This is a genomic window from Luteococcus sp., from assembly GCF_043424415.1.
Classification (GTDB): domain Bacteria; phylum Actinomycetota; class Actinomycetes; order Propionibacteriales; family Propionibacteriaceae; genus Luteococcus.
The window spans coordinates 1-7127 of sequence record NZ_JBHWOO010000054.1 but is presented as its reverse complement, the minus strand read 5'-3'; the positions used below and the strand labels follow the sequence as shown (position 1 = coordinate 7127).

7 protein-coding genes are annotated in these 7127 nt (G+C 66.6%); 5 read left to right on the top strand and 2 right to left on the bottom strand.

The genetic code is table 11. The annotated features are described in order from the left end of the window. Positions 1-352: 352 nt before the first annotated feature. A complete protein-coding gene (locus ACHFFZ_RS02890; RefSeq protein ID WP_394275160.1) occupies positions 353-1174 on the bottom strand; it encodes a hypothetical protein in 822 nt (273 codons plus the stop codon). Then, positions 1153-1974, bottom strand: a complete 822-nt coding sequence (locus ACHFFZ_RS02885) for a hypothetical protein (protein ID WP_394275159.1) — start codon at positions 1972-1974, stop codon at positions 1153-1155. The genes ACHFFZ_RS02890 and ACHFFZ_RS02885 overlap by 22 nt, the downstream gene beginning before the upstream one ends. A gap of 122 nt (positions 1975-2096) precedes the next feature. Between ACHFFZ_RS02885 and ACHFFZ_RS02880 the strand changes: the two genes are divergently transcribed. The 5 genes from ACHFFZ_RS02880 (at position 2097) to ACHFFZ_RS02860 (ending at position 7112) form a co-directional block, all read left to right on the top strand. Continuing rightward, positions 2097-2453 carry a plasmid replication, integration and excision activator gene (locus ACHFFZ_RS02880; protein WP_394275158.1) on the top strand — a complete coding sequence of 119 codons (357 nt, stop codon included), beginning with the start codon at positions 2097-2099 and terminating at the stop codon, positions 2451-2453. An 80-nt stretch (positions 2454-2533) separates the two neighbouring features. Further along, entirely contained in the window at positions 2534-4261 is a 1728-nt protein-coding gene (locus ACHFFZ_RS02875) for an FtsK/SpoIIIE domain-containing protein (RefSeq protein ID WP_394275157.1), read from the top strand. Further along, a complete protein-coding gene (locus tag ACHFFZ_RS02870; protein ID WP_394275156.1) occupies positions 4258-5814 on the top strand; it encodes a replication initiator in 1557 nt (518 codons plus the stop codon). Before ACHFFZ_RS02875 ends, ACHFFZ_RS02870 begins: the two co-directional genes overlap by 4 nt. A 3-nt stretch (positions 5815-5817) precedes the next feature. After that, positions 5818-6027: a helix-turn-helix transcriptional regulator gene (locus tag ACHFFZ_RS02865; RefSeq protein ID WP_394275155.1), complete on the top strand. Its 210-nt coding sequence runs from the start codon at positions 5818-5820 to the stop codon at positions 6025-6027. Then, positions 6024-7112 (top strand): tyrosine-type recombinase/integrase, encoded by a 1089-nt coding sequence (locus ACHFFZ_RS02860; protein ID WP_394275154.1) that lies wholly within the window; start codon positions 6024-6026, stop codon positions 7110-7112. Before ACHFFZ_RS02865 ends, ACHFFZ_RS02860 begins: the two co-directional genes overlap by 4 nt. Positions 7113-7127: the final 15 nt, after the last annotated feature.

Here is a 7127-nt window from a genome sequence, read left to right as displayed (position 1 = left end):
CATACGAAGCATCGATAACCCCCCGGCCAATACCAGAGGGAAATGCGACAGAATTCCCTAGTGTGCGGCACCCCAAGAGGCCTACGCGCCCCACTGAGTCGACATAGTCCAGCACCGGCGGACACTCATATGAGAATCGAGTCTTGCCCGGATCATCCCCGTAATGGATTCCTTGACCCCACCATCTCGATCGCGGATCGCTCCAGGAGTCAAAAGGGATGAACAACGCCACACCTGTTTCATCCGCATCGTATGTGGCAACCAGGGTAGATGTTCGCGGGTCGCCATCATTAAGGAACCCAATCCGAGGTTTTTCTTCAGGCATGTTTCCCTCCAACCAACTCGACCGGAGTCAGACAGTCATAAATTCCACAGAAACCATAGTCTTATCGTCGTGAACCTTTCCCCTGGGCACTTGAACACCATTCGGATCCCGCTCCTCGTGCCCATGGAGCCTTCTCAGCACCTCTTGAAGCCCTTCCATGGCGGCTCCGTTTTCCAACAAATTCCTTGCGGTTTCACTAGGCACACCATCCGTGTTGAGGATGAGGGACTTTACGTCCGACCGACAAAGCCTGCGGGCCTCAGCGACGCGAGCGGCTTCCGGCTGACTGCCGGCAATCCAATATCCATCGTTCTTATTCCTGAGACTCAGCTGCTTCTGTTGCAGTTCAGCTAACAACTCTCGATGGTGTTCATCGAATCCACTTCCCGTTCGAAGCCGCTGAGCATATTTGCGCCGCACATCTATTCCAACAGAGTTGATACGATGATCGGTAACTTCCAAAATTCCCGACTTGGTTGCGCAAAAGATTGATGAGTCGCCAAGCGCATAGAGATCGAGCCACTGCGAGTCCCATCGAGCCAGCGCAATCGTGCTGTTGGGACAGGGGCCCTGCTTGTGCTCGTCGTGATCGGCGCTTGCCATCCTGATGGCTCGACCCACGATCTGCGGGGTAGTCGTCTGCTGGCCAGTCGCGAGTCCGACTGTCAGCGCGTTCCTAAGTCGTTCGGCGTACCAACCACCGTCGTGCACCGGCGGCACATCACTGAAGCTGCTGGCGCCGTCCAAGACGAAGGCCCAGCCGTCGCCGTAGGCGTAGCGATCCTGGTTGTTGTCCCCGCCCGCCAGTGTCGCAGCCTCGATGTGGACTAGTGGGTCTTGGGTCCCCACAGCGCCTCCGTCTCGATTGCGTTGCCGCGATCATCGAATCGACCGGTTGTGATCATCGAGAAGTGATGATCCCCCACGTCGTCGTACAGCTCCCGGGTGTGATGCGTGAGGTAGTCGACCGCGCCGACCGAGCCGAGCGCGTGGACGCTAGCGATGACGAAGATGCTCTCGTCTCCGAGTGGAAGCTTGGCGATGTAGGCGATGTCCTGGCTGGGATCGCCGAGGTCGATCGGCGAGGTGAAGGCGTCGCCATCATGCTCACGCAGGATCCAGCGCCCTTCACTGTCCAGCGAGAAGTCGAGCCACGGGTCATTCGCGATGGCGTCAGCGGTCACATGTGAGGACTTCGGGCCACAGATCGCGACGGCATCAGCCGGCGGGGTCCACTCACCGTCGACGGGGATGTGGAAGCGGCTCACAGCAAAACTGAGCGATGTGAGGAGCTTGTCCATGTGGTCAGAAGCAACCGAGTCATGGAGCGAGACGGTGCCCTCGGGACGCACGCCGGCTCGGAGCGGAAAAGCCAAGGTGATGGGCCCCACCCCGAAGAGCGCTCGCTCCTTGGGTGGAGCAGCCGAACGGATCTGTGAGACTCGTCCCTTCGTGAGGCCGAGCTCCTTGGCCAGCTCGGTGAAGGTGATCCCCCGTTGATCCACTGCGGCTTCCATTGCGGCCTTGCGAATGCGCGACAACTCGACGGAGCGCTGTTGGTAGATGCCTATCAGCTCGCCCGCAGCGCGCGCCTGGGCCAGCGGGTCCGTCATGTGACGAACCTCCTCGAACTTCGGATCGCTCTGCATGGGGTCCAGTTTAGAGGTGCTTGACATGCCAAACGGAGCGTGTACTCTCATGTTTACCCCCTACAAACTCCATGGAATCGTCAGCATGAATCGGGTTCATACCTTCTAAACAGGAGTGCGTCATGGCAATCGCTCGCAAGCTCACCGTCGCCCAGGAGACGGTCTTCCCTCTCCCGCCGTTCCTGGTGAGCGCCGTGGAGCCCGTCCTCAACTTCGATCCCGAGGTGCGCCGCCCCGACGGGTCTCGTCCCCAGCAGCTCGACAAGGAGACCGGCCTCCCCATCTGGCAGGTCGCCGTCCTCGACCCGGATCCCGAGGCCGGAAACCGCGAGAAGACGGTTGTGGTGAAGATCGTGGCCCAGCACCAGCCGGTTCCGCCGGAGAACAAGTCGGGCTTCCCGTTCACGCCGGTGCGCTTCACCGGCCTCACCCTCACGCCGTGGATCGATGACAACGGCCCGCGTCCCAAGCTCGCGTAGTCGATCCGCGCCACCGGCTTCGAGGACGTCGCCCCGACCACCGCCTCTACCGGCCGCGACCAGGGCAAGGCGGCCTGACCATGGCCACCGTCGCCATCCCCCGCTTCCGGTGGACTGCGCCGCCCGTGCTGGCCAATCTCTGGCACGGCATCCGTCTCGTCGGCGTGGCGCTGGCCCGTCTGGGCAAAGGGTTCTGGGCCACCAAGTGGCTCTTCATCGCGTGCGACGCCTCGTGGCTGGCGAGCTGCTGGCTCCTCGGCATCGAGCGCGGAGTGCAGCTCATGGGCTGGATCTTCGGCGCATACATGGCGGTTGTGGTCTTGAGCGTCATGTGGTCGCTGGCCAACCCGTTCACCTTCGACCGGTTTGTGGCCGGACCGTGGCGTCGCTGGCACTGGCGCCGGTGGGCCCGGAAGAACTGGGACGAGCTGGCCCGGGAATGCGGCTTGTCGGTGCAGCGCACCCGCGTCGAGAAGGTCACCCGCAAGGTCCGCGTGGGCGACCACACCGAGTACGTCCGCGAGCCCCGCGAGGTGAAGCACTGGGTGGCGCCGTACCTGTCGCGCGTCGAGACGCGGGGTGACCTGCTGGTACTTCGGATCAGGGCCCGCATCGGGCAGACCCTGGAGGAGATCGAGGCTGCGGTGCCCGCGTTGCAGGTTGCTGCCGCCGCCACCTCGGGCCGGTGCGTGTTCGTCTCCGAGTGCCAGGTCGAGGTGCAGCTCATGATGCGCAATGCCCTCGCCTCCGGACGGGAGGCGTCGATCATTACCCGTGACGACATCGACACTCTGGGCGTCGTTGCTGCCGGCCGTACTCAGGCCGGCACGACCTGGTGGTTGCCGGTGATCGGGCGGCACACGCTGATCGTGGGTGCGTCCGGGTCGGGCAAGGGCTCGCCGATGTGGTCGGTGGTCGGGAACCTCGCCCCGGCCGTCCCCAGGGTCGAGGTGCAGCTGTGGGGCATCGACCTCAAGCACGGCCTCGAACTGGGCATGGGCAAGGACCTGTTCTGCTGCATGGCCACCACCCCCGCCCAGGCGTTGGAGGTGTTGCGCCAGCTGATGAAGGTGATCGAGGACCGCGGCGCGCTGATGGCCGGCGTCTCCCGTCTCCACACGCCCATGCCCGGTGATCCGCTGCACCTCCTGGTCATCGACGAGCTGGCCGTGCTCACCTCCTACGGCCCGCCCGAGATCGTGAAAGAGGCCTCCCGGCTGCTGTCGGAGGTGCTCACCCAGGGACGCGCCCTCGGTGTCGTCGTTCTCGCCGCCGTGCAGGACCCGCGCAAGGAGATCGTCGGCATGCGCAACCTGTTCACCCAGGCCCTCGCGCTGCGGCTCAACAGCTCCACCGAGACACGCATGGTGCTGGGTGACGAGACCACCCGCGTGGCACCCGCCCACCGCATCCTGCGCTCGCAGCAGGGCACCGGCTGGATCCAGGACGAGGACGGCACCTTCGACAAGGTTCGCGCCGACTACTGGCCCGACAGGACCATCCGCGAGGTGGCCCGCCGGTATCCGTCCCCGGTGCACGTCGAGCTGCCGAGCGAACAGCAGGCCGCCGAAGAGGCCCTGCCCCCGGTCACTTCGCCGGTGGTCGATGCCGCCCAGGAGTTCGCGGCCCCGCGGGCTCGTAAGCCCAAGGCCCCGCGGGCTCGTAAGCCCAAGGCCCCGCGCAAGCCCCGCCAGCCCCGCAACCGCGAGGAGCAGGGAAATCCCCTCGACAGGCTCGGGGATCGGGATGGGGCACTCGGGGACCGTGGCGACGAGGGCAATGAGCAGGAAGGACCGCAGGCAGCATGACCGGTCACGCGGGGGCCCACTTCGAGGGATTCGGAGAGGCCGCCCCTCTCACCCTCGACCTGAGCCCCCGCGCACAGGCCGCACTCCTCGACCGCATCAAGAACGGCACCTTCGACGCCTTCGCCACAGCCGCCGCCCACGTCGGCCACTGCGCCCACCCCATCCGCCTCACCGGCACCACCACCCGCATCCACGCCCACACCGGCGAAGTGCTGTCCGTCTTCCGCTCGCAGGATCAGCCCCTCGGCGTGCTGTACCAGCGGTGCGGCAACCGCCGCGAATCGGTCTGCCCGTCCTGCTCGCGCCTGTATGCCCGCGACACCTTCGAGGTGATCCGCTGCGGCATCACCGGCGGCAAGAACGTCCCCGAGACCGTCGCCGACAACCCGCTGGTCTTCCTCACCCTCACCGCACCCTCCTTCGGCGCCGTCCACGGCACCCGCAACGGCAAGCCCTGCCACCCCCGCCGAGAAGGCAAGCTCTGCCCCCACGGCCGACCCGTCTGGTGTAACACCCGTCACGGCGCAGACGACGATTGTCTGGGTCAGCCGTTGTGCCAGGAGTGCTACCGCTACGACCACCACCTCATGTGGCAGTGGTGGGCACCCGAACTGTGGCGACGCTTCACCATCGCCCTCGGCCGGCACCTCGCCCACCTGCTCGGCGTCAAGCCGTCCAAGTTGCGCGACGTGTGTTCGATCCAGTTCGCCAAGGTCGCCGAGATGCAGACCCGCGGCGCGATCCACTTCCACGCGCTTGTCCGCCTCGACGGCCCGGTCGCCCAGGGCATCGGCGCCCCCGCCCCCACCAGCATCACCGCCGAACTGCTCGCCGCCGCCGCCCGTGCTGCTGCCGTGGCCGTCTCCTACGTCGCCCCAGCCCCGCACCCGTCCATCAAGCCTGTGCTGCTGGTCTTCGGCTCCCAGATCGACGCGAAGCCCGTCAGAACCAACCACCGTCCGGATGATCCTGACCGCGAGCTGCAGCCCGCCCAGGTGGCCGGCTACCTCGCCAAATACGCCACCAAGGACGCCACCGCCGCCAAGCACGGCACCACCAACCCGCACCTCGACCGGCTCGCCGCCCTCTGCCGCACCTGGTGTGGCCATGCCCGAGGCCGGGACAACCTGCGCCGCACCGGCCACGACGTGCGCGAACCCGTCGGCAAGGACGGCCTCGATGTATACGCACACCTGGGCAAGTGGTCCCACGAACTCGGCTTCCGCGGCCACTTCTCCACCAAGAGCCGCCGCTACTCCATCACTCTGGGCGCTCTGCGACGCGCTCGCGCCCGCTTCCAGTCACTCATGGCCGACCAGCAGCGCACCGGCCGGCACATCGACTGGTCCACCGTCGACCTGCTCGCGGAAGAGAAGGAAGACGACACCACCCTTGTGCTGCGCGACTGGGCCTATGACGGCACCGGCTGGGACACCACCGCCGACGAGGCGCTCGCCCTGGCCGCTGCCGCGCGAGCCCGCGAGTACGCGCAGTGGAAGGCCACAACCACCCACCCCCACCACTCGATCCCCCACCACTCAAAGGAGAGCTGAACCATGACCACCACCCTCACCAAGCCGGCCACCGGCATCGTGTCCGACTACCTGACCAGCGAAGAGCTTTCGCAGTGGATCCGCGTCTCGCCGTCCACCCTGTGCCGCTGGCGCAAGACCGGGCAGGGGCCGCGCTGCACCTGGCTGTCGCCGACCTGTCCCCGCTATCTGCGCGCCGACGTCGAGGCCTGGCTGCGGCGGGCTGCCGCGTGAGCATCGAGAAGACCCCGAACGGACGCTGGCGGGCCCACCTCAAGAGCGGACGAGTGAAGGTTGCCTCCCGCACCTTCGACACCCGGCGGGAAGCCAATGCCTGGCTCACCCGGGAACGTGCCGCCCTCGCCGGTGGCGTCGATCCCCTCGCTGGCAAGGAGCGGGTGCGTGACCTGCTCCCCCGCTGGCTCGAGATCCGGCGCACCACCGTCGCGGTGAAGACCTGGCAGACCGACCGTGAGCTGCTGCGCCTCGTCCCGACCAGCCTCCAGGCGCTGCAGGTCTCGGCGGTCAGTGGCCGCGAGGTGGCCCGCTCCTTCGAGTCGCTGCTGTCACGCGGGCTCGGGCACACCTCCGTGGTCCGATACCGGGCCAGCCTGTCGGTCTTCTTCGCCTGGTGCGTGCGGGAGAAGCTGATCGCCACCAACCCCGTCGCGGCCGTGCGGGTGCCCAAGAGTTCTGCCCCGCCAGTCGAGCTGCACCCCTTCACCGAGGACGAGCTCGAAGCCGTCCACGACGCCTGGGCGCTGCGTGACCCCCGGCTGGCCGACGTGATGCTCGTCCTTGGCTGGACCGGCCTTCGCTGGGCCGAGGCCCGTGAGCTGCGGGTCGGTGACTTCGTGGAAGTGCCGTCCCCAGCCCTGCTGGTGCGTCGCTCGGCTCCCGAGGGCGTCGGGGTGAAGGCCACCAAGAGTGGCCGTTCTCGTCGCGTACCCGTGGCCAACCGGGTGCTTCCGATCATCAAGCGGTTCACCCTGGGCAAGGGCCCCGACGACCTGCTGCTGACCACCTACATGGGCGCCCAGCTGCACCGCAACGCCGTCGTGCGGACCCTCGACTGGAAGAACACTGCCCGGGGCCGTCGCATCCACGACCTGCGCCACACCGCTGCCTGCCTGTGGCTGGCCCGTGGCGTCGACCCGGGGACCGTGCAGGCTTGGATGGGTCACGAGTCCATCGCCACCACCAACCGGTACCTGCACCACTTGGGGACCGGCGCCGACATCGCCGGTTTGGCAAGGCTCAATGCCACCCTCGATGAAGGGCTGGGGACCGCCGGGGGCCCGCGAAGGGTGGCGCAATGACCCAGAAATCGACAA